Source organism: Gimesia fumaroli (assembly GCF_007754425.1).
GTDB classification, from domain to species: domain Bacteria; phylum Planctomycetota; class Planctomycetia; order Planctomycetales; family Planctomycetaceae; genus Gimesia; species Gimesia fumaroli.
Window position 1 is genome coordinate 4,210,754 of sequence record NZ_CP037452.1, and the last position, 26,955, is coordinate 4,237,708.

At 49.7% G+C, this 26,955-nt stretch carries 19 protein-coding genes; 15 read left to right on the forward strand and 4 right to left on the reverse strand.

Going from position 1 to position 26,955, the window contains the following annotated elements:
- The first annotated feature begins 294 nt into the window (after window positions 1–294).
- Window positions 295–1,707, forward strand: coding sequence for a DUF1501 domain-containing protein (locus Enr17x_RS15950; protein ID WP_145310398.1), 1,413 nt, complete (start codon window positions 295–297; stop codon window positions 1,705–1,707).
- Window positions 1,708–2,115: 408 nt separating this feature from the next.
- Here Enr17x_RS15950 and Enr17x_RS15955 read toward each other — a convergent pair whose 3' ends face one another.
- Entirely contained in the window at window positions 2,116–3,123 is a 1,008-nt protein-coding gene (locus tag Enr17x_RS15955) for a DUF1573 domain-containing protein (RefSeq protein ID WP_145310400.1), read from the reverse strand.
- 8 nt (window positions 3,124–3,131) lie between these two features.
- Window positions 3,132–3,929 carry a hypothetical protein gene (locus Enr17x_RS15960; RefSeq protein ID WP_145310402.1) on the reverse strand — a complete coding sequence of 266 codons (798 nt, stop codon included), beginning with the start codon at window positions 3,927–3,929 and terminating at the stop codon, window positions 3,132–3,134.
- Window positions 3,930–5,354: 1,425 nt separating this feature from the next.
- Here Enr17x_RS15960 and Enr17x_RS15965 point away from each other — a divergent pair.
- The 6 genes from Enr17x_RS15965 to Enr17x_RS15990 all read left to right on the forward strand — a co-directional run bounded on the left by Enr17x_RS15965 (window position 5,355) and on the right by Enr17x_RS15990 (window position 12,288).
- Window positions 5,355–6,074 (forward strand): 3-keto-disaccharide hydrolase, encoded by a 720-nt coding sequence (locus tag Enr17x_RS15965; RefSeq protein ID WP_145314040.1) that lies wholly within the window; start codon window positions 5,355–5,357, stop codon window positions 6,072–6,074.
- 215 nt (window positions 6,075–6,289) lie between these two features.
- Window positions 6,290–8,599, forward strand: coding sequence for a DUF1592 domain-containing protein (locus Enr17x_RS15970; RefSeq protein ID WP_145310404.1), 2,310 nt, complete (start codon window positions 6,290–6,292; stop codon window positions 8,597–8,599).
- Between the two features lie 14 nt (window positions 8,600–8,613).
- Complete coding sequence (locus Enr17x_RS15975; protein WP_145310406.1) at window positions 8,614–9,933, forward strand: DUF1552 domain-containing protein; 1,320 nt, start codon at window positions 8,614–8,616, stop codon at window positions 9,931–9,933.
- Between the two features lie 200 nt (window positions 9,934–10,133).
- Complete coding sequence (locus tag Enr17x_RS15980; protein WP_145310408.1) at window positions 10,134–10,514, forward strand: cupin domain-containing protein; 381 nt, start codon at window positions 10,134–10,136, stop codon at window positions 10,512–10,514.
- Window positions 10,515–10,753: 239 nt separating this feature from the next.
- On the forward strand, window positions 10,754–11,752 hold the full coding sequence (locus Enr17x_RS15985; protein ID WP_145310410.1) for a DUF1559 domain-containing protein: 999 nt from the start codon (window positions 10,754–10,756) through the stop codon (window positions 11,750–11,752).
- Between the two features lie 101 nt (window positions 11,753–11,853).
- Complete coding sequence (locus tag Enr17x_RS15990; protein ID WP_145310412.1) at window positions 11,854–12,288, forward strand: carboxypeptidase-like regulatory domain-containing protein; 435 nt, start codon at window positions 11,854–11,856, stop codon at window positions 12,286–12,288.
- Window positions 12,289–12,330: 42 nt separating this feature from the next.
- Here the strand turns inward: Enr17x_RS15990 and Enr17x_RS15995 are convergent, their stop codons facing one another.
- The gene (locus tag Enr17x_RS15995; protein WP_145310414.1) at window positions 12,331–13,134 is read right to left on the reverse strand and encodes a hypothetical protein; all 804 of its coding nucleotides are present in this window, start codon (window positions 13,132–13,134) and stop codon (window positions 12,331–12,333) included.
- Between the two features lie 466 nt (window positions 13,135–13,600).
- Here Enr17x_RS15995 and Enr17x_RS16000 point away from each other — a divergent pair, with 466 nt between their 5' ends.
- The 8 genes from Enr17x_RS16000 (at window position 13,601) to Enr17x_RS16035 (ending at window position 25,073) form a co-directional block, all read left to right on the forward strand.
- Window positions 13,601–15,724, forward strand: a complete 2,124-nt coding sequence (locus Enr17x_RS16000) for a LamG-like jellyroll fold domain-containing protein (RefSeq protein WP_145310416.1) — start codon at window positions 13,601–13,603, stop codon at window positions 15,722–15,724.
- A 281-nt stretch (window positions 15,725–16,005) separates the two neighbouring features.
- Window positions 16,006–18,153, forward strand: a complete 2,148-nt coding sequence (locus Enr17x_RS16005) for a tetratricopeptide repeat protein (protein ID WP_145310418.1) — start codon at window positions 16,006–16,008, stop codon at window positions 18,151–18,153.
- Entirely contained in the window at window positions 18,150–19,319 is a 1,170-nt protein-coding gene (locus Enr17x_RS16010; protein WP_145310420.1) for a multiheme c-type cytochrome, read from the forward strand. Before Enr17x_RS16005 ends, Enr17x_RS16010 begins: the two co-directional genes overlap by 4 nt.
- Before the next feature lie 562 nt (window positions 19,320–19,881).
- Window positions 19,882–21,051, forward strand: a complete 1,170-nt coding sequence (locus tag Enr17x_RS16015; RefSeq protein ID WP_145310421.1) for an ABC transporter permease — start codon at window positions 19,882–19,884, stop codon at window positions 21,049–21,051.
- A 54-nt stretch (window positions 21,052–21,105) separates the two neighbouring features.
- A complete protein-coding gene (locus tag Enr17x_RS16020; RefSeq protein ID WP_145310423.1) occupies window positions 21,106–21,645 on the forward strand; it encodes a hypothetical protein in 540 nt (179 codons plus the stop codon).
- A gap of 4 nt (window positions 21,646–21,649) precedes the next feature.
- A complete protein-coding gene (locus tag Enr17x_RS16025) occupies window positions 21,650–23,203 on the forward strand; it encodes an efflux RND transporter periplasmic adaptor subunit (protein WP_198000604.1) in 1,554 nt (517 codons plus the stop codon).
- A gap of 2 nt (window positions 23,204–23,205) precedes the next feature.
- Entirely contained in the window at window positions 23,206–23,937 is a 732-nt protein-coding gene (locus Enr17x_RS16030) for an ABC transporter ATP-binding protein (RefSeq protein ID WP_145310427.1), read from the forward strand.
- Window positions 23,934–25,073 carry an ABC transporter permease gene (locus Enr17x_RS16035; RefSeq protein ID WP_145310429.1) on the forward strand — a complete coding sequence of 380 codons (1,140 nt, stop codon included), beginning with the start codon at window positions 23,934–23,936 and terminating at the stop codon, window positions 25,071–25,073. The genes Enr17x_RS16030 and Enr17x_RS16035 overlap by 4 nt, the downstream gene beginning before the upstream one ends.
- Before the next feature lie 6 nt (window positions 25,074–25,079).
- Here the strand turns inward: Enr17x_RS16035 and Enr17x_RS16040 are convergent, their stop codons facing one another.
- On the reverse strand, window positions 25,080–26,525 hold the full coding sequence (locus tag Enr17x_RS16040; RefSeq protein ID WP_145310431.1) for a DUF1501 domain-containing protein: 1,446 nt from the start codon (window positions 26,523–26,525) through the stop codon (window positions 25,080–25,082).
- Between the last annotated feature and the right edge of the window lie 430 nt (window positions 26,526–26,955).

A 26,955-nucleotide genomic window follows, 5' to 3' on the forward strand; every position in this document is an offset into this window, starting at 1 on the left:
AGAAGTCCTTTGGGATCTAATTCACAAATTTGATTTCGCCAGCAATTGAGTCTGGCTCCGCTGGATCTATCAGTTTATTCGTTATCGCACCACAAAACAAGACGCATTTATCCTGTTTTTAAGTTCAACTGTTGACAGAGGCGTCAAAGTCCGAGATCAGTTCTAAAACGTATTCCTCTTGAGTTCTAGCCCCTTCTCTTGTTATAAACATACATTGATGTGTATCTCTGCATCCACTGAACTCAACCGACGATGCAAATACAGATGGAAATTGCAGAACCGGAAAGGAATAAGATGCTTTCATTCTTAAGCGCACAGAATCAGCAGAGTCGGACTAGATCACGGAGAGAGTTTCTCCGAATCGGTGCACTCGGACTCTCCGGGCTGACTCTAGCCGACTTATTGCGCGCAGAAGAACAGTCGGGGCTCCGATCTTCCAACAAAGCCATCATTAATGTGCATCTGGATGGTGGTCCGCCGCATATGGATATGATCGATTTGAAACCGGAAGCTCCGGTTGAAATTCGTGGCGAGTTCCAACCTATTTCTACCAGTGTCTCCGGCGTAAAAATATGCGAGTTAATGCCTCGCCTTGCCGCACAAGCCGATCAATTTGCCTTTGTGCGATCACTGGTTGGTTCAGCTGGTGCTCACGATGCGTTTCAGACACAATCAGGCTTTAAGAAAAAAGACATGCTCGCTGTGGGCGGTCGCCCCGCCATGGGTTCGGTTATCTCTCGACTCAAAGGATCTCCGCAGGATCTCTCGCCTCCGTTCGTCGACATCATGCAGGGACGGGGATTAGTTCGGAACAGCGCACGTCCGGGGTTTCTGGGTCCCGCGTACCAACCTTTCCGCCCCGATATCTCCGACTTGTTTCAGCGTAAGCTCGAAAAAGGTATGCAAGGTGAACTCAAGCGATTAGGCGCCGATCACCAAGTCAGCCTGAAGCTTAATCCATCGTTGAGCATGGAGCGGCTGGAAAACCGCACGACCTTACTTTCCGAACTGGATACCATTCGTCGCAAAGTTGATGCCAGCGGCATGATGGACGCGATGGATCGTTTTTCTCAGCAGGCCGTCAGCATTCTGACATCGGGCCGACTGGCAGATGCCATGGATTTAACATTGGAAGATCCGGCAACTTTAGCGCGCTATACTCCGGCACCACAAAATAGCTCATCTCGCTTTTACACCAGCGAAGGCCCTGATGCGGTAAAGAAATTTCTGCTCGCTCGCCGCCTTGTCGAAGCAGGTGTACGTTGTGTGAGTATCTCAATCAGTGATTTCGATACCCACTCCAGCAATTTCAATCGGATGCGACAGCTATTGCCGCTAGTGGATCATGGTCTCACGACCTTAGTCTCCGACCTCAAAGAACGCGGCATGCTCGATGATGTCACCATTGTTGCCTGGGGAGAATTCGGCCGTACGCCACGCATCAACTCGAAAAATGGAGGCCGCGACCATTGGCCGCGTGTCGGACCCGCAATTCTTGCTGGCGGCGGAATGCAGACCGGTCAGGTTATCGGCAAGACCGACCGCACTGCCAGCGCTGTGATTCAGCGTCCTGTGCACTACAAAGACATCTTTGCCACGCTCTACCATAATCTCGGCATTGATCCGCATGCAATCACGCTCACCGACCCGCGAGGACGGCCTCAATATCTGCTGGATGCAGGCACACGACTGACTGAGCTGGTTTGAATCCTGACAAAAAACACTCCGGTCGGTAAGCTACTTGTTTAGTGCCTGGTATGCTCATTGTGGCGCAAAGAACTTAGTCTGTCGTATCGGGAAGTTACGAATCCCTAGTCTAACCAGTCCCTGAAAAATAGAACCACCTGCACTTTGGCCCGGTCCACTCTTTAACCCCAAAAACACAAGCTGAAGATCTGCCACTCTGCAAACTATTGCTGGATAACTAAAACTTGACAGGCTGATTAAATGTGAAAACAGAACAAGATACTTGGCATGTCAAAGGATGTGCTAGATTGAATGTAATCCCGAAAATCGCACTGCGATGAGGTGTGTTCCTTGCTTGGGAAATAGTTAGCAAAGCCGGTTCGATAAACCGGCTATTTCACTCCAAATATCGATTACTCTCATCCATATCTATTGAGAGATAATTCTCGCTTGCACCGGCAAATGAATCGATTCGACAGTCCCATCATCTAAGGTAACAGACAACTGCAACTGATCTTTGAAAAATTCATCAGGGGAAGATGCCTTGAATTTCAATTTCACTTTCGCGACTGAATCAACCAGACCGACATCGGCAAGTGAGATAAAATCAGGCGCAGACTCAAGCTTAACGGACTTGAATTCCGAAGAAAGACGATCAACAATCTGAACCGATTGTTCGACTTCAGAGCTCCTGTTAACCAACCCAAAATTGACCCCTGATGGCGAAGCCTTGAGACGATTCAAGACAGTCAAAAACACATTCACACCTGTAGAAGAATCAATGCCTTTAAAACTGACATTGAACTTCGCCGTGTGGGATTCTATCTGTTTCGGTGCAATCCCGTCAAAAATCAGCTTTGTTGCTACGTTCTCATCATTCGTGGTATTCTCGAAAGTCACGTTCAGTGAATCAAAAATCGAATCAACTGAAACGCTCTCGATCTGAAGGCCCGGAATATCAAATTCAGAATAAACTTTTTCCCCCGGAGTTACCGGTGGCAATGTCACGTAAAATGGACTGATTGAGTCGCCTGCTGCGAAGTCACCCGTTGCTGCCAGATCAAAATAAGGAAACTCCAGGTTGTCAGTCCAGACTTGGGCTGATATCTTGTGATGCCCTCGTAATTTTTTTGTTTCGATCAACATCGTGATATCAGAATATTCGCCTGCTGGTACCATAAAGCTACTGACATCCAGCTTGGTGCACACGCACGAAGTCAGCGTGTTGGTAATCATTAACGGTTTTGCTGTAGCGTTGTGGAGCCGAAACGTGACGGACACCTCACTTTTTTCTTCCGGGTTAACTGAACCAAGAAGCTCGACTGAAGGAGAGACATAGACAGCTGCCGACGAAGAGCGATTGGCTCGCCAAAGAGAAGCAATCACCAGAACTCCAATTGTCACTGACAGAAATCCAACCAGAAATCTACCCATCATTTCTCCCTTTAACGAACGCGATACCACCAGGTAAATAGAGCAACAACGAGAATCGCATTGGCTATCAGCAAAATCATCCAGATCGAAGAACCAGACGACTTCACAGACAACTTTGATGTTGGATTCAGACGATCATGGAGGGGATTCATATATTTATCAGGTGTGGCTGTAACATACTCTGAGGACTCTTGACTTTCCCCCTGCAAAACTGCAAAGTTCCTCTCATACCGTCTAAAAAACTGAGAGGTAATCGGGAACTTGAGCCCCTCCAACTCTTTGGGTGTAAACTTCATAATCTCTCGTCTGGCAACACCATAACCCGGGCCGGATAGTCTCCGCGCTACCTGCCGTGGAATAATGACTCCGTCAGTTAAATCAGCTTCAACCAATGATTCGATTGAAAGGCTACGCGCGGGAATGCCTGTCGTCAATTTGCTCTTGCATTTCACTTCACTCCCAACGACTGTAAGCTCATAACTTATTGATGCCGGATTTGTCGCATCATCATATTTAGCACTAACTGAATAGAACCCTTTCGATGGATCAACACGAACGACAGAATTGGGAACAGACAATACGGATGAGATCGGGAAGCCGCCAATCTCTGTAATGGCCTTCAAATAAACAAGAATATTCTCGTTAATCGATGACGAAATCAGATTGGATTTACCAGGGTCTTGAATTCGGAGATTTGCATACGGTGTTAATGTCGAACCAACTGCGGTAAACCGATAAGCTGTGCCATCAGACAGAGCCAAGACCTCTTCGATGTCATTATACTGACTCCCCTTTCCTACAGCAGTCATCTCACTGCCTCCCAGGAATTCAACAACAACATTACCGGACTCTACCCAGATTCGCCCCTGAGACTGAAGCTTCAACCCCTTGAGATCAAAGTCAAGAGGACGATCATCTTCGCTCTCTCCACTATGGCAAATGAACTCTCCCTGAAAGTTCTTAGACATTACATCAGCCTGTGACAGGATTGCCGAAAATTGGGAAAGATCACTTCCTTCAGAACTGGAAGTGTTAAAGCAAATCGCGGCCCATAGAAATAGGGAAAATCTATACCAAGTCATGATACGTCACCTGCATACCCAGGAATCTGGATGAGACAAGAAGGTCGAAAAGGGGAGATATGACATTCAGTCGCCAAGACCACTTACAGGGACTAATAAAAGCCCTTCACGTCGGCAGACACCTAAATAGAATTTCTGGCGTCTGAATAAATCGAGTAGCGGGCGGCCCAGTTTTGGATAAAACTCATGATACCCGATTGTCCGCCCGCTAACTGAATTCCGATCCTGTTAACCACCAGCAGGACATGCTGCGCCCGTTGGGCCAAATGCGGTCGTCGTACCACAAGTTGATGCCGCACCAGCTGCACAATAAACCTGAGCTACTGGTGGCCAAATTGGACTAAGTGTACCAATTTTCTTTGTGCAATGAACTTCTTTTCTGCATACCCAAGACCCGTTGCCTTGTGACATTTGACCTGAAGCCTGATTCCCATATGTTCCGAGCGGAACCACTACTGCATAAGTGTAGTAACCGCATGTTTGAATGGTATCAGGAAGCTGTAATCCAGTTGGACAAGGACCTTGATTTCCAATCGCAGACCAGTTACATGTCGTGGCAGGACCTACATTCCCTACGGTGTAACAGGGCCCCGCTATGGAATGACTGACATAGCCCAAGGCCACGATAGACAACACGAATAACATACATTTTTTCATAGTAATTCTCCATTCCATAGATAAGGAACAATTAACCACAGACACATTTAAGTACACAATAACATCTTGTCCACATAAAAACAAGGGTTCTCTATGTACATAACAACAAAACCAATCATTGAAATCTACCTAGACCTAAATCTCATCCACGTTTCGTCAGGCTGCCTCAAAATGGCTTCATCCTGCGCCAGAGTACGCTTTCATTTCGAGAAGTGCTGACTTAGCCGGGCATACCCTGCTCATAGCTGACAAATTGTTCGAATTCAGGCCCAGTGGTTTATTTTTCTCAAGAGAGGCAGGCTCAATATCTGCTTGAAGCAGAAACCTCTCTGTCTAAACCATTTTGAATCTGAGTACACTCGTTTATCCTGAAGCACTCCTTGTTTCACTCTTGTGCGACATGTATGATCGTTAGGTCAAAGAAGATCCTATTATAGTCGCGTCAACAGCCTGATGTATCGCATCCTGACAGGAGAGCTTCCCACCATGAAAAATATGATCGCCGCCCTGTATAGTTTTATCCTTTTTCTATTCTGCATCTTGTCTGGTGCGCAGGCAGACGGTCTGCCACACTATAAGCCATTGTTTAACGGCAAAGACCTGACCGGCTGGGTGAATGTGAATACGGATAAAGATACCTGGTACGTCAAAGATGGCATGCTGATCTGTACGGGACACCCCATCGGCGTCATGCGAACCGATAAGCAGTACGAAAACTTTCTGTTGCACGTTGAATGGCGGCACATGGAAGCAGGCGGCAATTCCGGTGTCTTTGCCTGGAGCGAAGGGACTGTTCCCGAAGGAAGACGCTTACCCAAGGGAATGGAAATCCAAATGCTGGAACTCGACTGGGTGAATCAGCACAAGAAAAAAGATGGCACCTTGCCCCCAATCGCGTATGTGCACGGCGAACTTTTCGGTGCCAACGGCTTGACCACGATCCCCGACAACCCGCGGGGTACACGCAGCAAATCAATCGAAAATCGCTGTAAAGGAAAAGGGCAATGGAATGTCTACGATGTCGTTTGTGTCGATGGTGTCGTCAAACTTTCCGTAAACGGTAAATTCGTCAACGGCGTCCGAAACGCATCCATCAAAAAAGGCTATCTCTGCCTTGAATCAGAAGGGGCCGAAATTCAGTTTCGCAGTATTCAGATCATGGAATTACCCCCCGGAGTCACTTCCAAAGCACAAACGGCCCCCCTGCTGAAGTGAAAACAGACAGATTCCTTAACTAACCTCATTAAATACAACGAGTTGTGTCATTCTCCACAACTTGACTCTGGTCTCAAGACAGAATAAAATAATACCAATATGTTGATCAGTCACAGAAACCACTATCCTGTGACTGACGCAGCATATTCGTCCTCGCCTCTGCTCAGGCCAGTACGCAAAAGAGTTCCCACCTGTTTTTCCTGCCCTAAAGTGTGATGCCAAGTATGATTGCCAGCCAGCAACATCGTCTATTTCGATTCCATATGACCGCACTTAGTCTGCTATCGGGAATCTGTTGTCTCATTTTTTCTCAGACTGTGTATGCTGCCGCTCCGAAACCACTCACCGGCGAACAGATCTACCGTAAAATGTGCGTTGAATGTCACGCTACCAACGGGCAAGGTGTGACGGACAAAGCCAACCCGTTTCACGGCATGAAAACGCTGGTCGAACTCACCACACTCATCGACGAAACGATGCCCGAAGAAGATCCCGAACTCTGTCAGGGCGACGATGCCAAACGGGCTGCCCAATATGTCTTCGATCGGTTTTATGCCAAACATGTTGCCGCTGCTGATAAAAGTGCACGCGTTCAACTCTCACATTTAACCGTACGACAGTATCTGTTCACAACATCTGACTTGCTGTCGCATTTTCTGGGAAACGCCAAAGTCACCAGCAAGGAACGCGGACTCAATGCAGAATATTATGACAGCCGCAGCATGCGACGCGATAAGCGCGTCGTAAAACGAATTGATCCCGTAGTCAACTTCCAGTTCGGTAACAAAAAACCGGACGAGAAAATCACCAACGCGGAAGAGTTTTCCATGAAGTGGGAAGGCTCAGTCCTAGCAGAAGAAACCGGCGATTACGAATTCATTCTCAAAACAGAAAACGGTGCCCGCCTGTGGGTGAACCAGAAAGACCCGATTATTGATGAATGGGTCAGTTCACAGGGACGCGCCAAAGAGCATAAGGCGACCATTCGTTTGCTGGGAGGTAAGCCTTACACCATCCGGCTGCACGTGTTCAAGTACAAAGAAAAGTCTTCGTCGGTTGTCCTCGAATGGAAGCCTCCCCATAAAGCGCAGGAAGTCATTCCTCAACGCAATCTCACACCGCAACAGGTACCCGGAACCTTTATTACGTCCACTGTCTTCCCGCCTGATGACAGTGTTTCCGGCTATGAACGCGGCACTGCTGTTTCCAAATCATGGGATGAAGCAACCACGTCGGCTGCCATCGAGATCATGACTGACGTAATCAAACATCTGGATCGCCTGGCCGGCACCAAACCGGACGCGAAAGATCGCAAAGAGAAAATTCAGAAATTCTGTCATCGTTTCGCCGAACTCGCCTTTCGACGTCCCCTCACCGACGAGCAAAAGGCCTTCTTTGTCGATCAGCATTTCAAACAGGAAGCCGCCGTTGAACTCGCTGTCAAACGTGTCGTTCTGCTCGTTTTGAAATCACCTCGTTTTCTATATACCGATCGAGAATATCCGGCGTTAGACGATTATGCCATCGCGTCTCGGCTCTCTTACGGTTTGTGGGATTCCATGCCCGACCGTCAATTGTTTGACACAGCCAAAGCAGGCAAACTGAAAACCCCTGCCCAGATCGCGCAACAGGCTGACCGCATGCTGCGCGACCCGCGTGCCCAGTCCAAGCTGCGTTACTTCTTCCATCACTGGCTGCAACTCGACGAAAAAGAAGAACTCGCTAAAGACAAAGCGCTCTTCCCCGAATTCGATGAGTTGGTTGTCTCTGACTTGCGGACCTCGCTCGACCTGTTTATTGACGATGTTGTCTGGAATAAATCATCCGACTATCGGCAGTTGCTGCTCGCCGACTACGTTTACCTCAACCCGCGACTGGCCAAAGTCTACGACGTTAAAATTTCTGAGGGTCCGGAATTCCAGAAGGTCTCACTCGATAAAGATAAGCGGGCCGGCGTGATCACGCACCCGTATATGATGGCCAACTTCGCGTATCACAATTTGAGTTCTCCCATTCACCGCGGTGTGTTTGTCACGCGGCGTTTACTGGGCCGAACATTGAAACCGCCCCCACAGGCAACAGAATTCAAAGACGGCGACTTCAAACCAGGCATGACCACCCGCGAAAAAGTCGCGTTGATTACCAAACCATCCGCCTGTATGTCGTGCCACAGCATCATTAATCCCCTCGGTTTTAGCTTGGAGCACTTTGACGCGATCGGCCGATATAGAGAACAGGAAGTCAAGAAAGCCATCAATGCCTCGGCTGAATTAACTTCTGTTTCGGGAGAAACTGTCAAGTTCAACGGAGCCCGGGATCTGGCCACCCATATCGCCACCGACCATCACGCCCACGCAGCATTTGTCGACCAATTGTTTCACCAGGCTGTCAAACAGCCAATTAATGCTTATGGCAAAAATATTCGGGAAGAACTGACCACAAAATTTGAAAAATCTGACTATAATATTCAACAGCTACTGATCGAAATCATGAAGGTTGCTGCCTTACATCAACCTCATTCCTGAGAAAGAGATATTCCATGAGATATCAATCCCGCCGCGCATTTTTAAAAGAACTCGGTCTCTCAACGGCTGTTCTGCCGCTGGTCATGCATTTGCCCAGCCTCGGCTTTGCCGCAGATCGAGCCATTCGTAAACAGCGACTGATCGTCATGTTCAGCCCTAACGGTATCGTTCCTAAAACGTATTGGCCGGACGAAGTCGGTGACAAGTTCGAACTGAAAGAAATCATGCAGCCTCTGAAAGCCTATCAGGATCAGATGCTCGTGATCAAAGGGGTTGCAGACCGCGTTCGTGGTGACGGCGATAGCCACATGCGTGGCATGAGCTGCCTGCTGACCGGAATTGAATTGCTGCCCGGCAATATTCAAGGCGGTTCGCATACTCCCGCCGGTTGGGCCAGCGGTCAATCGGTCGACCAGGAAATCAAGCGTTTTCTGCAAAGTCAACCGGAAACTCACACCCGCTTTGGCTCACTGGAGTTTGGCGTGAACGTGCCTCACCGGGCAGACCCCTGGACCCGCATGGTCTATGCCGGTTCCAACAAACCGATTGCCCCGATTGACGATCCCTATCAGATGTTCGAAAAGATTTACGGCCAGATGAAAGACCGAAAAAGTCTGGCCAGCATTCTGGATAATGTGCGGGAAGACCTGAAAAAGGTCAGAACCAAACTCAGCCGCGAAGACAAGCAGTTGCTGGAAGAGCATGAAACATATGTGCGACAAATGGAACAGGAACTCAAAGCGGGACAGGAACAAAAACTGTCCATCGAAGTTCCCGTGCAGGAAGTGGGCGTCAAAAATGACAACGATCACATGCCTGTCACCAGTAAAATGCAGATCGACCTGATGGTCAACAGCTTGGCCAACGACATGGCCCGCGTTGCCACACTGCAATATACAAATTCGGTCGGTCAGGCACGGATGAAGTGGCTCGGCATCGAAGATGGTCATCACGGCCTGTCACACAAGCCGGACAGTGACAAAGATGCCCAGGAAAAACTGACCAAAATCAACAAATGGTTCTGTGAGCAACTGGCTTACCTGGTTCAGAAACTGGATAAAACTCCCGAGCCCAATGGTGAAGGAACTCTGCTCGATAACACACTCGTTGTCTGGACCAACGAACTGGGTAAAGGAAACTCCCATACATTAAACGACGTCCCGCTGGTGCTCGTCGGTAAGGGGCTCGATTTCAAAATGGGACGCTCTCTCCAATTCAAAATGGTTCCCCACAACCGCTTCCTGATGTCACTGGCCCACGGCATGGGTCATCACGTAAAAACATTCGGAAATCCCAATTTCTGTGGCGATGGAATTCTGTCTGAATTGACTTAATTTCGTTCGCTCTCAGAAAGTGAAAACAATCATTCCACTGCGTGTTCCTTTTACTTAAATAGGGACACGCAGTTTTTTCTTGCAGTCACACCCTGGTATCTTTGACGATCTCGGACCACTCTGTCATAATTCATTTTCGAAATGAATCGAAAGAGATCTCCCCCGCCAGAGCCACTGACGAGATGAAAGGCAGCCGCAACATGGAGCACATCACTCGCCCCAAAGAGGAAGACGAATACTTTTTCGAAGAAGGTTGCTTCATCCTCGAAATGTCGAGCCCCGATGTCGATCCGGAAGTCTCGCTGGCCAGAGCCCGAGTGGAGCCTGGTAAGAAAACCCGATTTCATCGACTCAAAGGCACATTCGAACGTTATATCATGCTCTCCGGCACCGGTCTCGTTGAAGTCGGCGACTATCCGCCAACCGAAGTCCATCCCGGTGATGTCGTTCGCATCCCTCCTGACACAGACCAGAGTATCACGAATATCGGCGAAGAAGATCTGGTCTTTTTCGTAGTCTGCAATCCCCACTTCCTGAAGTCGATCTACGTTGATTCTGAAGATCTGCGGCAGCAATCCTGAGGTTCTGCTATCGGATCGGGCATTCTGCTATTAACGTCATTTCCATATAATAAATGATGAAATCACCACAAATTACAGTATTATTTCAGCCAAGACTATTATTATGTTAAATTTACTTACTTGATTTTCCTCCTACGGGCACGATAAACTAGTTACACAATTGGTTATCGCTCGTTCAGCCTATTCTCAATGTATCCTCCCTGTATATTCCTTCCCTACATACTATCAAAGGTGATTTCATGAGAGTCCATCCTCTGCGCAGTACGCGCACATCAGGATTTACCTTAATCGAACTTCTGGTCGTGATTGCCATTATCGCAATTCTGATTGCCCTGTTATTGCCTGCCGTTCAACAGGCTCGGGAAGCAGCCCGCCGCAGCCAATGCAAAAATAACATGAAGCAGATCGGTCTTGCTCTGCATAATTATCACGACGTGTACACGAAATTGCCGATCGGTTCACGCTACCCTAATGATCAGCCTAACAACTGGCGTTTTGCACTGTTGCCCTATATGGATCAGGCCAACATCTACGAAAAAGCCAAAACCCGCCCAGGCAGTGATGTTGATTTCTGGGAAGGGGGCGGCGGAACTTATAATGGTGACACTCTGCTCTTCAAAGACAAAATCATCACTCCTATTTTCATGTGCCCTTCCAGCGCTTCTCCCCAGTTCGAATATGCGAATGGCGAACAGGGACAGGGATCGCAGGGGCATCAGTATGTCGGGATCATGGGCGCTTATCCCGATCCGGCAGGACGCACGAATGTGTTTTATGAAACACAGTACAACAGCTTTGCCACCAACACAGGCTGCCTGTTGATTAATGAATGCCGTGGGATGAGAGATATTACCGACGGATCATCCAACACCATCATTGTGGGAGAGCAGTCACGCAGTTCAACAGGCACACCGAAACTGATGCAATCCATCTATACGTCCGGCTGGGCCGGCACCAGCAATTCAGGTACGGTGACACAATGGATCGCCGCCGGACCAATGTTGCACAGGTTTGGTACCGGAGTGACTTCAGTCTATCACAACCCAAACCCGACTTCGACCGGCGCTGAAGCAAACGCCAAATGGGACTGGAACACCCCCCTGACTTCGCATCACACCGGCGGCGTGCATGTCCTGCTGGGAGATGGCGCCACCCGCTTTCTCAGCGATAACACAGACTTGGTAGTAATCCAGCGGCTCTGCGTCCGCGACGATGGTCAGACCATTGGTGAATGGTAAAACCATCACCTGTATTGTCTGCTTGAGAACATAACTTCCTCACGTGATGCGATCAGACTCGACTTTGATCACATCACGATTTTTTTAACCGGAATCTTCAAATGCAATTTAATCTGTTGAAATTCAATGCCTGCCTGCTCTCGACGATTGTGTTACTGACAGGCTGTAGCGGGGATACTGACTCTCGTCCTGCGGTTGAAATCAAAGGCACCGTAACCTTGGATGGTGCCCCTCTCAAGCAGGCCAGCATTCAGTTCACGTCTCCCAAAACGGGGGAAAGTGCCTACGCGAACCTGGATCAAAACGGTCAGTATTCGATCACGTTTCCCAAAGCAGACATCGGTTCTGCCTACGAAATCACTATCACCCCACCAGTGGTAGAAGAAGAAAACGCGATGGCTCTGGCAGAAAAGCCCAAGGAAAAAACAGCCACCAAGATCCCGGCAAAGTACTCCAGCCGAACTACCAGTGGTCTAAAAGCAAAAGTTGAGCAAGCTGGTGCAAACGAAGCGAATTTCGAACTCAAAAGTAAATAACCAGATGCCCTCTCGTCGACATTTTCCCCATGTTTCTGAATTCTATTCCATCGAACGGTAGTTCGCAGGCGTTGTTGGCTTGGGACCTTTCCAGTCAGGAAAAGGATACTTGGGACGCACCTTCAATGGTGGTAGCTCCTGATGAAGTACAAAGGGAATATATCCTTCCTGTCGTGTCTTCTCACCTTTATCTATTTCCCAGTACCACGAATTGGGTGCAGGCCTTAAATACATCCCATTGAAACGGAACCACTTGAACCACTGCTGAAACCGCGGTTTCAATTTTTCCGGCTTAACATCTTTCAACAAATCATCCCGTCCGGTTGCATGAGCCAGCAATAGAAAATTTTGCGCATACCACCAGTAGTTATCATCCGAACTGTCTTCCTTCATGTTGCGATAGAGATTCCCCAGAAGAATCGGAAAAAACAGATCATCAAACATATTTTCAAACCAGACGACAGACTGGTAGTACCGTGCCAATAACTTGGGTTCTTTCAAAAACTGACGAACCTGCAGTTCAGCAAAGATTATCTGTGCACGCCGCAATATCGGTTGGCCATCAGCATTAGCTGGTTTAACTCTTCGATTGGCTGGGAGAAGCTGAGACCGTGCCGCGACCAACCAACGCATATCGGTTTGGGCTCCCTCTTTTCCAAATTGATCAACGAAATATTTCAACCCTTCCCGCGGATTAGATGATTCGACGACCCTCCTTAATTCATCAAAACCAACAGACATGACTTCAATCCAGTATCCTTCCGAGCCTGCAGGCACCTGCTTGGTATCCGGAAACTCAGTCGTCTTGATCGTATCCCAGACCTGATGGATTTCATCTTTTGACAATCGCTTTGCTGGATCACTTTTATTTTCTGCAGTTAGTTCATCCGCGAAAGAGAAATTCTGAAACAACGCTACCATAACGAGTATTGTCGAGAGAGATCTACATCCAACGTAAGGGTCGGTCCGAAGTGGTTCTTCCGTAATCATCTTGATCAAACATCCTTTAGTAAGGGATCATCAATTCGGTTTCCAAGGGCATTTCTGAGAATAACACATTTCATCAAGATTAAAATTCCAAAGCGTCAGGAACTACTTATTGACGCCTTCCAAAGCCAACTTCCTGAAGTGGCCTCCGTTCTCAGAAAGGACCGATTTCCAGTATGAAATTCATGTCTATTTAACGTGAAACTTTTACTTAAGAAGTTTAATTATACCCATTCCACTCTGTGATACGGGAAGTTATACTCGAAGTATTGGTGATGCATTATCAAACACACCTTACTGGCTGACATTCAAAAAGGATCCTCACATGAAATCGTCACTCGCCCCCCTCCTGCTCGCCGCCTTTGCCTTACTCATTCCCACCCAGGTGTTTGCGGAACTTCAAGCTGGGGCTGTCATCGTCGATGTCACCCCCACCAAATTCCCCGTACTCGTGAATGGCAGCATGACCAGTCGTAGCGTGAGTACGGTCAAAACCAAAATCAATGCACGCGCCATTGTGGTCGCTGACGACGAAGAACGTCTTGCCATCGTCGTAGTCGATAGTTGCATGCTGCCGCGTCCACTCCTGGATGAAGTCAAAAAACTAACTGCACAACGGACAAAAATTCCTGCAGACCATATCCTGATTTCTGCCACACATGCCCACTCGGCTCCTTCCAGTCTGGCCTGTTTAGGCACAGACGCGGATCCCGAATATGTACCGTTCCTCAGAGGAAAACTGGTCGATGCCATCGCAGCCGCCGAAGCGAATCTGGAACCGGCTCAAGTCGGCTGGGGATCGGAAAACGCCGCCGACTACACCGCACTGAGGCGCTGGATTCTGCGTCCCGACCGCCTGAGAAACGATCCATTCGGCAATCCGACTGTCCGCGCCACCATGCACGCCGGCACCAACTGGGACAATGCCGTTGGCGAATCAGGACCGGAAGACCCGGAACTGTCTCTGATCTCTTTCCGGGCTCCCAATGGACGCCCGATTGCCCTGCTGGCTAATTTTTCCATGCATTACTTCGGTGATGCTTCATTGAGTGCTGACTATTTTGGCTTGTACTGTAACGGCCTGCAGGATCAACTGGGAAAGAAAGTCGACAAAGACGCGCCCCCTTTCGTCGCCATCATGTCGCATGGCTGCAGTGGTGACATTTATCGTCGCGACTATACCAAACCCAAAGACCAGTGGGCCTTCACCAACGATATCAACGAATATGCACAAGGCCTCGTCAAAATCACCTTACAAGCCTACAAAAACATCAAATACAGACAAGACGCAGACATCGCAATGGAGGAGAACCGCCTGCAGATGAACTATCGCGTCCCCAATAAACAACTCCTGGTATGGTCACAAAAAATTGTGAAAGAACTAGGCGACCGCCTCCCCAAAACCCAGGAAGAAATCTACGCTCGCGAACAGGTTATCCTGCACGAGCGCCAAAATACGGAAATCGTCACACAGGCTCTCCGCATCGGCGATATCGCCATCGCAACCACTCCGAACGAAACGTATGCGTTGACCGGTTTAAAATTGAAACGGCAAAGTCCGCTCGCCAAAACCATGGTCATCGAACTAGCCAACGGCGGCGATGGATACATTCCCCCTCCCGAACAGCATCTGCTGGGCGGCTATAACACCTGGGCCGCCCGCTCTGCCGGACTGGAAGTCCTCGCTGAACCGCGCATTGTGGAGTCCGACCTGGAACTGCTGGAGAAGGTCAGCAACCAGCGGCGCATATTTTATCAACAAAACCGCGGACCGGCTGCGGGAGCGATTCTGGCATTGAAGCCCGCCGCTTACTGGCGACTGGACGAATTCAATGGTCCCCGTGCCCGTGACGCCTCCGGCAATCAGCGCGATGCGATTTATGAACCGGCCATTGCGTATTTCCTGGAAGGCCCTAAATCGAAGTCGTTCTGTAAGGCAGACGAAACAAACCGGGCCGTCCATTTTGCCGGTAACCGTTTGCAGGCACGCATCAATGATCTGAAAGACCAGTATTCCATCTCGCTCTGGATCTGGAACGGGATGCCTCTGGATGCACGCGAGATTTGCGGCTGGATGTTTTCCCAGGGCCCCAACCATGGACTCGCCGCCTACGGCGATCATCTGGGACTGGGCGGAACCGAATTTCCCGGCAAGCTCGTCTTCATGAACGGCAGCGACCGCAAACCCCACGCCGGGCAGACTACCATTGAACGCTGGACTTGGAGTCAGGTCACTCTGGTCCGTGACGGAGACTCTGTGAAAGTCTATCTGAACGGCAAGCCAGAGATCGAGTTGAAATCGGCTCCCGGAAAACCAGGGCCAATGCTCGAACAACTCTTCTTCGGCGGACGAACAGACAATCAATCCAACTGGGAAGGACGCCTGGACGAAATTGCCGTGTTCAATCGGGCGTTGACACCTGCGGAAGTCAAAACACTGGCGCAATAATTCACCCCTGATATTCGTTAGAAATCGTATCTTCCGAGCCCGGTCGTCAATTCGATCGGGCTTTTTCTGTTTGATATCCAAAATCCGTCACACAGGGTAAACATGGTACGTCTAAGAGCCGTAGTCAGGTTAGGAATCTCATTTTCTCACCAGGGAGCACAAAACATCCGTATTCATCGCTCTCAGACAACTATATAATGGAGTGAATACACGTCTTACTGATCAACTTTGATAAACCGACATTTCGTTCTGCCTGTTTTTGATTCACAGTACAGCGCCGCATGACTGAACCAAACTTATCAACAACTGATAAAAAACTGCGCAGAATCTTGCTGTTCATTATCATAGCGAGTTTCATTCTGACGCCGATTTCCGCTCCCGATGTCTGGTGGCAACTGAGCCGGGGTCGTGTCGTGATGTCTGACCTTGCTCCGCCCGGCCCCGTATTAACAGCCGGCTCTCCAATCGCAGAAGCAGACTGGCTGGGTGGGCTACCATTTTATCTCTCACTCCAACTGGCAGGTTTTTCCGGTTTGATGCTGTTGAAATTCACCGCCGTGGGTCTGCTCTTATATCTGTTCATGAAGCATTTTGAGGAATCATTGAACTGGCTGGCGTTGGGCATTGTTGTGTTGGTTCTGATGACCGGCATCCCTGCCTGGCAACCAACGCCGCGATTACTCGACTGCTGGTTCCTGTTTCTTACCTGGTTCTACACCGCACGCTGGAGCCGGGAACCAGGCACCAAAACAATGATCCCCATCTTGCTCGTACTCGCACTCTGGGCCAACTCGGCACCGCTCTGCCTGCTGGGAATCGCCGTCGTTGCACTACTCCCACACCTACCCGGGATCACGCTTGAGAAGAAATCACCTCTCAAACAGACGAATCTACTGATTCTGTTTTCCGTGCTGGCACTCATGCTTACGCCCCGCGGGTGGTTAACTCCCTCTGATTCGTTCGTCCAACTTTTCCCCAGCGCGTTCTATCGGCAGGATCTATTATCACAGACAATCTGGCGACCCACGTTTCTCAATGGCGCCACAATTGAAGTCATCGGCCTGGCCATTCTGTCGATTGTCACGATCCTGTTTCTCATCTTAAAATCGACTTCCTGGTCAGAAGCAGTCACCTTCCTGGCCTTCGCAATCCCGGCCTGGACCAATTATGACAGCCTCGGCCCCTGTGCGATTGGCATGGCGCTCGTGCTCGCACAGTCGATGCAGGCTCATCAATTCCAAGCCACTTTTTCAAAATGGAAACAGGCTGTTTCACCAGCCCTCGCCCGATATGCATTCATAATCGGGATTCTGATCCTAAGCTGGAAGTCGGCGGCTGGAAGTTTACCCGGGCAACCACAGCGTCTGGGCTGGGGCATCGCTCCCGAGCTGGATATCACACTATTAGGTCAAACCATTGGTCCCATCAATTACAAAGGGACCGCACACGGTATGGGAATCGCCCCCACCGGTATGCTGTGCTGGATCAAAGCTGATCATAAAATCCAACCGGTCAGAACGCTCCGGCAAGCCCTTTTACAAGGACGTCTATTTGAAGAACTATCCTTGAATGAAGAATTATCCAACGGCTGGATATTTCAGAAACCCCGCGCCGACGGAAGCTGGGGCGGCTGGTGGGTTCGTTTGAAAAACCGAGATTGCCAATTGCTGCTGGTTCCCAATGGAGATGAAAAAACCATTCGCGCCCTGTTTGACAGTCGTTGGCAACCGATGTCCCTTGACGCCTCGGTCATTCCATTTGGCTGGTCCGGCGAACTTCTGAGCAGCCCTAAAATTGTAGAATTGTTACCTGCCAAAGAATTTGTGAATCAAGATCAGTGGTCCTACTCACTTCCCGTTCCCTCCGGTACACCGGAATGCTCTGACTGGTGGGGAATTCTGACCGGTACATCCAACGTGGCGCCGGCATTACTACAGGCAAAAACATTTCGGGGTATGAAACTGTATACGGCGGCCCTGCGGGTACTGCATCCGTTGCTGCAACACAATCCTACACCACAAGTCATTCGTGAATTCCAACTCTGCCAGAAAGAGCTGGCCTATCAGGAAAAACTGGAAATCGGGTTAAACATCCCCAGCTCTCTCAGAACAATTACACTGCTCCAACTTGCAGGAGATGCTGATTTAGACGTCGCAATCTCCGGTCCGACACTCGGTGGAAACGAAGATTCGCTGCGCACATCTGACGCACTTGAACGGGCCGTTCAGAATTACATTCACGGCGACTGGGACAAGGCCCTCAGTGATTTATCATACGAGGATAGCGAAACTCTCTACGCGAAAGCGCAGATCCTCCTGGAATCGGGGGCCCCCGGCAAGGCTAAAAAAACATTCCGTGAACTGATTCGACTTTACCCCAATGACCGACTGGCGATTCCCAGTCAACAGATGTTGGACTCTCTTCCATGAACCAGAAATACCCGTTCATACCAACTCTGCTGATTCTGCTCCTGGCCTTCGCGTCAGGCACAGCCTGGTATCTGTACGGCTCGCAAGAAACGATTTCGTTTGTCCCCAATGTTCAATCAGCCGAACAACCAGTCAAAATGAAACAGTGTTGTGAGTGCCATGAAAAAGTTTGCCACCAATACACAGGAGCCCCCCACCTCAGAACTTTGAGAAAAGCCACCGCCCCAGGCGTGCTGGAGAAATTTGCAGGCAAAGAAGTCACCCTCAAAGAAAATGGGCTCACCTATCGTTTCTATGAAGAAGATGATGCCCTCTGGGTCAAGTGTGAGAATTACCCAACTCCGGTACGGATCGAATGGGTCTTCGGTTCCGGCCTGCACGCCATGACTCCCGTCTCTCTATTCCCCAACGAAGCGGGAGAGTCAGAACTCCTGCAACACATTGTTTCCTGGTATCCTTCGGGAAAACTGGGAGTCACACTCGGACTTCAGGAACTTGCACACAACAAGACAGGTGTTCAGACACTGGGCGAAGTCAGCTCGCATGCCAAAACGATGAACTGTTTCGGCTGTCATTCATCCTACTTGGGCGATGTGCCAGGGGAAATTGAGCCCGCCCAGATGATCACAGGCGTCTCTTGCGCACGCTGTCACCTGAATGGTGAAGAACACATCAAAGCTGTCGAACGGGGTGAAAAAGATTTGAAACTGGTCAAATGGAATCAATTAACGCCAATCGAATCCATTAACCGTTGCGGCGAATGCCATCGACGCTCTGATCAACTTGAACCAGATGAACTCCACCCGGACAATGAACTGCTCATACGTTTTGCTCCGGTCGGCATGTCGCAAAGCCCCTGCTTCCTGAAACAATCTGAAGTCAAACTGGCAGACGGAAAACCAGCCCGATTCGACTGTACCACCTGCCATAACCCGCACCAGCAGGCTAGCAGGGATCCTGAAGTCTATCGAAAAGTCTGCCTGAATTGTCACAGTGAGCAGCAAGACCACGCCCCCGTCTGTTCAAAAGAATCAATGCAAAGCCAGTGTCTGCAATGCCATATGCCCCCCGTCGAAGTCCACGACAACCTCAACTTCACCGATCACTGGATCCGCATCCGGGAGCGCGACAAAGAACGCTTTCCGGAATTTCAGTTAAACAAATAAAAAAATGATATTGTCAGACGCGTCTGCATGCTCTACGATAAAGTCACGTCTTTTTTATAGAGGTATACCGTGATCGGCAAACTGCTCACTCTACTGTTAACACTTCTGATACTCGCCTGCCCCTTTAATTGCATGCAGAGTAGCGCAGAAGATACAGACACAGCGGTTCACAGTTGCTGCAGTCATTGCCAGCCACCGTCATCGGAAAACCCATTGGCCCCAGAACCTGCTTCATCGGATTCCTGCCAGTGTTTTTGCTCAGGCGCGATTCTGGAAAACGCCGACCAGTTTGAACAGGCCAACCTAATCGTACTCTGGTTTGCAATCCCACAACAGGACGCCATCTTTCAACAAATCAGTATCAATCATCAGACGGACATCGTCCTCTTAGATGCAGTTCCGCCCTCCGGCCGAGCTCTGCGCTGTCTGCAGATGTCATATCAGTGCTGATTCTCTTCTGAGCGTTCGACTCTCGAAATTCACTCGATTTCCGTTTCGATTCAGGCTGCGCGCAGGTAAATTGCTTTCTCGACGCTACCCTGAAACCTCAGAATGACGTTCTATGATCTGGTTCTCTTTAATTCCCTGGGAATACGGCGTGCGCAATCTATTCAGGCGTCCGATCCGTACCCTGCTCACGCTCACCGGCTTAACTACAGTGATTGTCCTGGTGTTCGTCGTGATCGGTTTTATCCGTGGCCTGGAACATTCGCTGACCGTCAGCGGCGACCCCAATGTGGCAATTCTATTCTCCCTGGGGATGGGAGAAAACCTGGAATACTCATCCATCCCCATGCGAACCAGTGAGCTGGTTTCCGCCAGTGTGGCTGGAATCAAAACTTTTCATGATCGAAAATACGTTTCCCCAGAACTCTATCTGGGAACGCAGATTGAAATTCCTGGTCAATCAGAAACAGCAATGGGACTGGTCCGTGGCGTAACCCAGTCAGTGCTGTTAGTACGTAGACAGGTAGAACTGGAATCCGGAAGTTGGCCGGGACCGGGTGAAATCATTGTGGGACAACTGGCGGCGACAAAACTCGGACTCTCAGCGCAGCAATTATCAGTCGGCAGCGAATTGAACCTGGAGGGGCGAACCTGGCACATCAGCGGAACCTTTTCCGCCGCCGGTTCCGCATTTGAATCAGAAATCTGGTGTCGTCTGGATGAATTACAGCAGGCAATGAAACGTCAGGATTTGAGTCTCGTCGCCGTGACGTTAAATTCCCCCTCCGACTACCCGGATCTGAACCTGTTTTGTAAGGAACGCCTGGACCTGGAACTGCAGTCACTGCAAGAGGTGGACTATTATCAGAGTCTCAAAAAAGATTACGGCCCGATTCGGATGCTGGCCTGGCTCGTCGTCTTTTTAGTTTCAGGCGCTGGTGTGTTTGCCGGCCTGAATACGCTGTATGGTGCCGTCGTGGGTAGAACCAGAGAACTCTCTACCCTGCAGACCCTCGGTTTTTTACGACGCGCCATTGTGATCAGCTTGATTCAGGAAGGTCTGCTTCTGGCCACCGCGGCCAGCCTGATTGCGGCGTTGATCGCAATTTTCCTGATCAATGGAATTTCAGTGCGGTTCACAATGGGAGCGTTTACGCTTCAGATTGACAGCATCTCACTTTTAATTGGTTGTAGTGTCGGAATTCTGTTGGGTTTTCTGGGAGCAATCCCTCCGGCCCTGCGTGCGCTCCGGCTGCCAATTATCGATGGATTAAAATCAGTTTAACAACTGCTCGAAAATCGTTTTTGAGCACACATTTTTTTAAAAAGGATTGAAAGTATGAAACAGTTATTTCCTCACAGTTTGTTAATCACACTGGCAGCTTGCGTTTTTGTCGGCTGTGGAAATTCCAGCACTGCTCCTGAAAGTACTGGTGCGACAGAAACAACAACTCCAGCGTCAACCTCGACCGTGTTGCTGACCAGCGAACCTGCGGGTGCCAAAGAAGTCATCGATGCCCGCAAAACAGCTCAAAATGACGAAGAAGTTGTTCTCGTTGGTCGTATTGGGGGCAGCGAAAACCCCTGGGTTGATAACCGCGCGGTCTTTTCGATCGTTGATAATTCATTAAAAGCCTGTAGCGATATTCCCGGCGATGGTTGTGAAAAGCCTTGGGATTACTGCTGTGAAACCGACAAGCTCCCAACAGCAACGGCGCTCATCAAAGTCGTAGATGACAAGGGAACGCTCATTAATGAAGACGCACGGAAACTACTCAATCTGAAAGAACTGCAAACCGTTGTCGTCAAAGGCAAAGCCCAACGTGATGACACAGGTAACCTGACCGTGTTTGCTAATGGTATTTTTGTACGGAACTAATGATATGTCTCAAGTTGATTTATCACAATTAGCCATTGATCGCAGTGCGCCCTCGTCAGTTCGAGGGCACACGCGACTGCGGCTGATCACACGTTATCTCTTGCCGGGAACGCTGCTGGCTGGCTTCCTGGGATTAATGTACTGGGTTTCTCACGACCTGATCTTTCCTCCCAAACCAGTCACCGTCATGCCCGTGATTGTCACACAATCGACAATCCGAAATGCCGGTACGCCTCTCTTCCAGGCAGCTGGATGGGTCGAACCGCGGCCTACACCAATTCGCGTGGCAGCGCTCGCACAGGGAGTCGTGGAGCAACTCTTGGTCGTGGAAGACCAGTTCGTCAAACAGGGAGCACCAATTGCCCTTCTGGTCAAAGACGATTCTGAACTGACGCTAAAACATGCCATCGCCAGTATGAATCTACGGGAAGCAGAATTAAAACAGGCCCAGGCAACATTAAAAGCTTCCCAAATTCGCCTCGAACAACCCGTCCATCGCGAAGCAATCTTAAGATCGGCTGAAGCAGAGTTAGCTAAGATTGAAACCGAGTTAAAAAACTTACCCTTCATGGTCAGACGCGCCAAAGCAGAACTGAACTTCGCCAAAAATGATTATGATCGCAGGGTTTTAGCAAAGGCAGCGGTGACGAAACGCACCGTCGATGAATCTCTCACCGCGCTGGAAACAGCACGCGCCGCTCATGAAGAACTGCAGGGTCGAAAAACGTCCCTGGTAGCCGAACGAAAAGCATTAAAAGCGCGTACAGACGCACTCCAGAAAGAATTCGAGCTACTCACGGAAGAAGTACAGGCACGCGATGAGAACGCGGCTAAAGTCCAGGCTGCCGCTGCACAACTCGCACAGGCACGCGTCGCCGTTGATGAAGCCAAGCTGGCACTCGATCGTATGACGATTCGCGCCCCGGTCGCAGGCCGCATCTATCGACTGATTGGACATCCCGGCTCCAGCGTAGGAAATATGATGACACAAATGATTGACCATGACGGCAGGACCATTGTGACCATGTATCAACCGGAAATGCTACAGGTTCGCGTCGATGTCCGTTTTGAAGACATTCCTAAAGTCAGTCTGCACCAACCCGTGCAAATTGATAATCCCGCGTTGGGTGAACCGGTAATCGGAAAAGTGCTTTATATCAGTTCGGAAGCAGACATTCAGAAAAATACCCTGCAGGTCAAGGTCGAAATCATAAACGCGTCACCTCTGCTCAAGCCGGAAATGCTGGTTGACGTCACATTCCTGGCCCCTGAACGACAGGCAGAAGCATTAAAGACAAATGCGGAAACCCGGATTTATGTCCCCAGAAAAATGCTGGAACAAGCAGACTCAGGACAGTCCTTTGTCTGGGTGGCTGACCAATCAAAACAGATCGCCCGGCGTCAGCAAATCGAAATCAGTCAAAAAACACAAGGTCCTCTGGTGGAAGTCACCAAAGGCTTAAACCCAACCAGCCATCTGATCTCTTCACCTACCACAGATCTCCAGCCGGGAGAACGCATTGAAATCACTGGTGAATCCGATCAGGGAGGAAACTAATCATGTCGCTCGTCATCATTAATAACCTGACCAAACAGTATCACAAGGGAGGCGAGACCATCACGCCCCTCGACCAGGTTTCACTGCAAATTGAACAGGGGGAATTTCTCTCGTTAATGGGCGCCAGTGGAACAGGGAAATCAACGCTTTTAAATCTGATTGCCAGCATTGATCACCCAGATTCTGGATCAATTATTGTGGACGGGATCGAAATCACAGCACTCTCCCGCTCAAAACTGGCACGCTGGCGGGCTGCAAACATGGGTTACATCTTCCAGACGCATAACCTGGTCCCCGTGCTCACCGCATATGAAAATGTAGAACTCCCGTTATTACTGTTACCCATGTCCCGCGCCGAGCGAAAAAAACGGGTCGAAGTGGCACTGCAGGCGGTCGACCTGCTCGATCGGGCCGATCACTATCCGCGGCAAATGTCGGGGGGACAGGAACAACGCGTGGGCATCGCCCGAGCGATCGTCAAACACCCGAAAATTGTCGTCGCCGATGAGCCGACCGGAGACCTGGACCCGGAAACATCAGAACAAATTCTGAATTTGCTGCAACGCCTCAATCGAGAGTTAGACATTACCATGTTAATGGTCACCCATGATTCAGAGGCAGCGCAGGTCGCGGACCGGCAGTTTTATCTCGATCATGGGAAACTCGTCCTGGTGAATGACGAAAAACCGAAAGCCCTCGCAACCACTGCCGCTCACGGTAAGGAACAATTATGAAGTTGGTCGGTTACATTCTCAAAACGCTCTGGGGGCACCGAGCCCGCACGATGCTCACCGTTGCCGGCTCTGCTGTCGCGCTATTTGTGTTCTGCTTCATCCAATCCATTCAGGAAGGAATGAACGATTTGAAACAGCGCCAGGAGGCCCGCGGTTCGTTGATCGTTTTCCAAGCTAATAAATTCTGCCCCGCCACCAGTCACTTACCTCAGGACTATGATCAACAAATTTCGAAGTTTACCGGGGTGAAAGACGTCATTCCAATCCAGGTCTTCACGAACAATTGTCGCGCGAGTCTGGATGTCGTCGTCTTCTATGGAGTGCCGCCGAAAAAACTACGCACCGCGCGGGACTTTCAATTCGTTTCGGGCAACTGGACTGAATTTGAAACCCATCAGGACGCCGCCATCATCGGCCAATCCGTCGCCGCACGACGCGATATTAACGTGGGCGATAAATTTTCCATCGGCGATCTCTCCGTGAATGTCGCCGGTATTTACAAAAGTGATAACCCAGCTGAAGAGAATTACATTTATAGCCACCTGGAGTTCTTACAGCGACGTCAAGGCGTCAATCTGGTGGGAACGGTCACGCAGCTCGAAGTCATCCTGCAACCCGGCACGGATCCGATCACTGTCAGTGAAGCCATTGATGAACGCTTTCGGGGAGGTCCCGTCGAAACCAATACCCGCGCCAAAGGAGTCTTTCAGGCGAAAAGTCTTGGTGACTTATCCCAACTGATTGAAATGGCCCACTATCTGGGACTGGCCTGCGTCGGACTCGTGCTGGCACTCGTCGCCACCACAACACTGATGTCTGTTGAGGACCGCATACAGGAACACGCCGTCTTGCGGACGCTCGGCTTTTCGGGCTTCAAAGTATTTGGACTGATACTTGCAGAAAGTACGTTGCTCAGTCTCGCAGGAGGCCTGTTGGGAGTCGGAGCCGCGTTAATCATTCTTAAACTCAGTAGCCTTTCTGTGGGAGCCGAGGCAGTTACCGTCGCCTTTATTCCCTCCTTACATCTGGCCTGGGTCGGAATGCTGTTGGCGCTGGGTACGGGTATTTGCGCGGGTGTCGTTCCTGCCTGTTATGCCTCTCGTGCGGAAATCGTACCTGCATTGAGGCACATTTAGAATCGATCAGGTAAGCCCCGGAATGGGCTCCCCTTCGTAGATATAGTGTGGCCGGTCAACATCGTCGTGCCAGTACGTTGTTTTAGGTAAGCCTAAGGCACGATAGATGGTTGCAGCAAAATTTTCCGGTTTCTGTGCCTGATCAATGGGAAACCCGCCAATTTTATCCGTCTTCCCAACGACGCGGCCCCCTTTGATCCCTCCACCGGCGAGAAATACGGATTGCACAGCGCCCCAATGATCGCGGCCCGGCAAATCATAAACGCGCGCCAGTTGCGAAATCTTGGGTGTCCGACCAAACTCACTGCACATCACAACCAGGGTATCTTTAAGCTGACCACTGTCTTCCAGATCATCCAGCAGTGCTGAAACAGCCCGGTCCGTGGGTGGCATTAAGTTATCTTTGAGATGTGGGAACATATTACCGTGAGTATCCCACGATTCATTATTGCCCAGATTCACCTGCACCAGATTCACACCTGTTTGAATCAAACGCCGTGCCATTAGCAACGACCAGCCAAACGAGTTTTTACCGTAACGTTCCTGAATCTTGTCGTCTGCGTTTGTGACATCCATCGCGTAATGTACTTTGTCATCATTCAGCAGAGAAATGGCAGCACTGCGATAGCGATCAAAACTTTCTACCTGACCGGCACTGTCCAGCACGCGACGTTGTTTCCCCAACTCTTTTAAGAGACTAATCCGATTATTCATTCGTCCCTGCGTCATACCTTGCGATAGTTTCAGATGCGGCGTCTGAAATACACGCTGATCCGCTCCACCGCGTCTCTGGTGATCGAAATCGTACTGCGGAAACGCACCATACGATTTACTATGGAACGGAGACGCTTCAATGAACCACGGATCACGATTCGATCCCATTCTGCCAGCAAATTGGCCGGGGATCACACGTCCGGAATTATGCACGATTTTGTCTGGCAGTACGATCGCAGGCGGCAGATTAGTACGGGAACGAATCACGTCGCCGGCGATGGCGGCGATCGAGGGATGGTCAGTACTCATCGGACGACTCGGATTGAACCCGACTGGAATATCCGACCGCCCGGTTAAGATGATGTGATGTCCCATTGAATGTTCGTTCGAACCATGTGTCAACGAGCGACATAACGACCAGAGATGACTCCGCTGTGCTAACATCGGCAGATGTTCAGAAATCTGCAACCCCGGAATTTTTGTCGCTATTGGATTGAATTCGCCTCGGATCTCATCACTGGCGTTCGGTTTCATATCGAAACTCTCATGCTGTGAAAGTCCGCCCGACAGAAAAATAAAGATACAGGATTTCGCAGTTTGGTGTTTAGAGGGAGCGGCTGCTTGAACCCGTAAAGCGTCCAGATGATTGATTCCTAACCCCAACAGGCTGATAGAACCTGCTTCCAGAGCCGTACGACGGGAAATAAGGGGATGGCTGGTAGAATTATAAGCAGGCATCACGACTCTCCTGAATCCAAGAGATGATTTGAAGCGCAAGTGGGATATTTTAATATACTTTACAATGCATCAATATAACCTAATGCGTAGTGGAGCAAAAGTCCAATCGAAAGTATCTATCCGATCAGTTCTGTTTTTATTTTCGTACCAGGAAATGAGTCAGCACAACCTGTTTATAAAAAATGGCCTGTTTTCCAGTACTTCGGTAAAGGGATCTGAAATCAAAAAAACTCAGTTCATATTTTGATTGACGAACGACGATATTGATTATATGCTTTGCTCTGCTGATTCCCTCCCCATTCACCAGGTGGTGGCCGCGTGTGACTCGCTGAAAGTAGTCACTTTAAAAAAATCATTGTTTTGTTTCTTCTCAAGACCTGTATTGGAATCCGGGTCTAACTCTCAAGGATGATTGTGGGTGCTTTGCTGC

What these genes read in the sequence shown, in the direction of transcription:
- Enr17x_RS15950 (WP_145310398.1), top strand. Translation starts at nt 295, where the DNA reads ATGCTTTCATTCTTAAGCGCACAGAATCAGCAGAGTCGGACTAGATCA.
- Enr17x_RS15955 (WP_145310400.1), bottom strand. Translation starts at nt 3,123, where the DNA reads ATGATGGGTAGATTTCTGGTTGGATTTCTGTCAGTGACAATTGGAGTT.
- Enr17x_RS15960 (WP_145310402.1), bottom strand. Translation starts at nt 3,929, where the DNA reads ATGACTGCTGTAGGAAAGGGGAGTCAGTATAATGACATCGAAGAGGTC.
- Enr17x_RS15965 (WP_145314040.1), top strand. Translation starts at nt 5,355, where the DNA reads ATGATCGCCGCCCTGTATAGTTTTATCCTTTTTCTATTCTGCATCTTG.
- Enr17x_RS15970 (WP_145310404.1), top strand. Translation starts at nt 6,290, where the DNA reads ATGCCAAGTATGATTGCCAGCCAGCAACATCGTCTATTTCGATTCCAT.
- Enr17x_RS15975 (WP_145310406.1), top strand. Translation starts at nt 8,614, where the DNA reads ATGAGATATCAATCCCGCCGCGCATTTTTAAAAGAACTCGGTCTCTCA.
- Enr17x_RS15980 (WP_145310408.1), top strand. Translation starts at nt 10,134, where the DNA reads ATGGAGCACATCACTCGCCCCAAAGAGGAAGACGAATACTTTTTCGAA.
- Enr17x_RS15985 (WP_145310410.1), top strand. Translation starts at nt 10,754, where the DNA reads ATGAGAGTCCATCCTCTGCGCAGTACGCGCACATCAGGATTTACCTTA.
- Enr17x_RS15990 (WP_145310412.1), top strand. Translation starts at nt 11,854, where the DNA reads ATGCAATTTAATCTGTTGAAATTCAATGCCTGCCTGCTCTCGACGATT.
- Enr17x_RS16000 (WP_145310416.1), top strand. Translation starts at nt 13,601, where the DNA reads ATGAAATCGTCACTCGCCCCCCTCCTGCTCGCCGCCTTTGCCTTACTC.
- Enr17x_RS16005 (WP_145310418.1), top strand. Translation starts at nt 16,006, where the DNA reads ATGACTGAACCAAACTTATCAACAACTGATAAAAAACTGCGCAGAATC.
- Enr17x_RS16010 (WP_145310420.1), top strand. Translation starts at nt 18,150, where the DNA reads ATGAACCAGAAATACCCGTTCATACCAACTCTGCTGATTCTGCTCCTG.
- Enr17x_RS16015 (WP_145310421.1), top strand. Translation starts at nt 19,882, where the DNA reads ATGATCTGGTTCTCTTTAATTCCCTGGGAATACGGCGTGCGCAATCTA.
- Enr17x_RS16020 (WP_145310423.1), top strand. Translation starts at nt 21,106, where the DNA reads ATGAAACAGTTATTTCCTCACAGTTTGTTAATCACACTGGCAGCTTGC.
- Enr17x_RS16025 (WP_198000604.1), top strand. Translation starts at nt 21,650, where the DNA reads ATGTCTCAAGTTGATTTATCACAATTAGCCATTGATCGCAGTGCGCCC.
- Enr17x_RS16030 (WP_145310427.1), top strand. Translation starts at nt 23,206, where the DNA reads ATGTCGCTCGTCATCATTAATAACCTGACCAAACAGTATCACAAGGGA.
- Enr17x_RS16035 (WP_145310429.1), top strand. Translation starts at nt 23,934, where the DNA reads ATGAAGTTGGTCGGTTACATTCTCAAAACGCTCTGGGGGCACCGAGCC.
- Enr17x_RS16040 (WP_145310431.1), bottom strand. Translation starts at nt 26,525, where the DNA reads ATGCCTGCTTATAATTCTACCAGCCATCCCCTTATTTCCCGTCGTACG.